This window comes from Kitasatospora sp. NPDC056783, from assembly GCF_042789895.1.
Taxonomy (GTDB): Bacteria; Actinomycetota; Actinomycetes; order Streptomycetales; family Streptomycetaceae; genus Kitasatospora.
Map to the genome: position 1 here is coordinate 1 of NZ_JBHUAF010000661.1, position 2,061 is coordinate 2,061.

Sequence of the window (2,061 nt, forward strand, 5' to 3'; positions counted from 1 at the left end):
GAGCCGGACCGGTCGTCCGGCTCCCTCCCGCTCGGCCACGTCCCTCCCACCCGCACCGGTCGACGCGGGTGGGAGCGGCGCCGCCGATCAGCCCGTGAACCGTCCGTCCCGGGCCACCACCCGGCCCGCGCGGACCACCAGTTCGCGGACCGGCAGGTCGATCACCACCTGCGGCAGGCACTCGCCCGTCACCAGCATGAAGTCGGCGGGCGAGCCCGGCCGCAGGGTGGCCGCGGGCAGGTCCAGAAGTTCGGCGCCGCTGTCGGCCGCCAGGGCGAAGCAGTCGGCCAGTTCCTCGTCGGTGCGGGCGTCGGTGGTCCAGCCCAGCAGGTGGGCGCGGTGCAGCATGTCGGCGTTGCCGTACGGGCTCCACGAGTCGCGCACGCCGTCCGAGCCGAGCCCGACCCGCACCCCGTGCGCCCGCAGCTCGCGGAACGGCAGCACCTGGTGGGCCGAGGGCGCCACGGTGGTGAGCCCGACGCCGGACTCGGCCAGCTCGGCGGCGAGGTCGGCGAGCGGGGCGCCGGTCAGTTCCGGGACGCAGAAGGCGTGGCTGACGACGACCCGTCCGGCCAGCCCGGCCGCCCTGGTCCGGGCGGCGATGTCGCGCAGCGGGCCGAGTCCGCGCTCGCCCCCGTCGTGCAGGTGGATGTCCAGCCGCAGGCCGTGCTGTTCGGCCAGGCCGAACAGCAGCTCCAGCTGCGCCGGCCCTTCGCCGTCCCGGCCATCGTCCGAGGCGGCGTCGAAGCCGGCCGGGTCGATCCCGCCGATGGCGTCGAGCAGCCCGCTCGCCGCCGCCTCGGCGAGCAGAGCGCCCGCGCCGGGCATCCGCCGCACCCCGTGCTGGGGGAAGGCCACCAGCTGGACGTCCAGCACGCCGGCCAGCCGCTCGCGCACCTCGGCGAGCCCGGTCACCCCGGCCAGGCCGAAGGCGGGCGCCACGTCCACGTGGGCCCGCACCGCCCGGGTGCCCCGGGCCACGGCGTGGCTCAACAGCCGGTTCGCCCGGTCGGCGATCGAGGTGCTCTGACGCCGGTGGAGGTCGACGTCGCCCTGGACGTACTCGGGCAGCGAGCCGGCCGGGCGGCGGCTGTACCAGGGCTCGCCCCAGGCCGTCTTGTCGGGGTGGATGTGCGCGTCCACCAGGGTGGGCAGTGCGATCCGGCCGCCGCCCTCGATCACCTCCGGCGCCACCCCGTCGGGCACCCGCTCGGCCAGCACACCGTCCACCGAGACCAGGTCGACGGCCCGCTCGGCACCGAACGGACGGACGTCGCGGAAGAGGGTGACGGACGGCGTGGTCATGGGCTGCTCGCTCTCGTTCTGGGGTGCGGGGTGGTCCCGGTCCGTGGACCGAATGTGCCTGACAGGCAAAACGTCCTACCTTTCGATCAACAATCTGTTTATCATCTCCAGGTCCCCCCACTCCCTCTCGGAACAGCGCACGCATGTCCACACCCCCGTCCGCCGCCGCACCCAGACCTCACCCACTGCACGCCCTGCGGGCCACGGTCTTCGCCATCGGCACCCTGCTCCTACTGGTCGGCGTGGGCCTCCTGCTCCGCCAACCCCTGCTGATCCCACCGCTGGCCGCCAGCGCCGCGCTGGTGCACGGCGCCCCCGGACTGCCGATCTCACAGCCGCGCAACCTGATCGCCGGTCACCTGATGTCAGCGCTGATCGGCTTCGCCACCCTGGCCGTCACCCGCAGCACCACCTGGGGTGCGGCCGTCGCCGCCGGGCTCGCGCTGGGCGTGATGATGCTCACCCACCTCTCGCACTCCCCGGCCGTGGGCACCGCCATGATCGTGGTCCTGCAGGCGCCGCACCCGATGCCGTTCCTCCCGCTGCTCCTGCTGGCCTCCGTGCTGCTGGTCGCCATCGGCCTGCTGCCCGGCCGGATCGGCAGACACCCGGTCCGGTACCCGGTGTCCTGGTAGCCAGGGTCCGGCAGCCGGGGTTCCGGCAGCCGGCCGCGCCCCGGTGAGGTCGGCCACACCCCGACGGCCGGAAGCGCCCGGGCGACCGGAGGGACACCCGGCTCTCCACCCTCCCAGCCGA

The 2,061-nt window shown here is 74.8% G+C and carries 2 protein-coding genes; one reads left to right on the forward strand and one right to left on the reverse strand.

Annotation, left to right across the window (positions count from 1 at the left end; translation table 11 throughout):
- Nucleotides 1-87: 87 nt before the first annotated feature.
- Nucleotides 88-1,305: an amidohydrolase gene (locus tag ACFRMQ_RS40375; protein ID WP_380735898.1), complete on the reverse strand. Its 1,218-nt coding sequence runs from the start codon at nucleotides 1,303-1,305 to the stop codon at nucleotides 88-90.
- 143 nt (nucleotides 1,306-1,448) lie between these two features.
- On the opposite strand from ACFRMQ_RS40375, the gene ACFRMQ_RS40380 reads away from it, so the two are divergent.
- The gene (locus ACFRMQ_RS40380) at nucleotides 1,449-1,940 is read left to right on the forward strand and encodes an HPP family protein (RefSeq protein ID WP_380735900.1); all 492 of its coding nucleotides are present in this window, start codon (nucleotides 1,449-1,451) and stop codon (nucleotides 1,938-1,940) included.
- Nucleotides 1,941-2,061 lie beyond the last annotated feature (121 nt).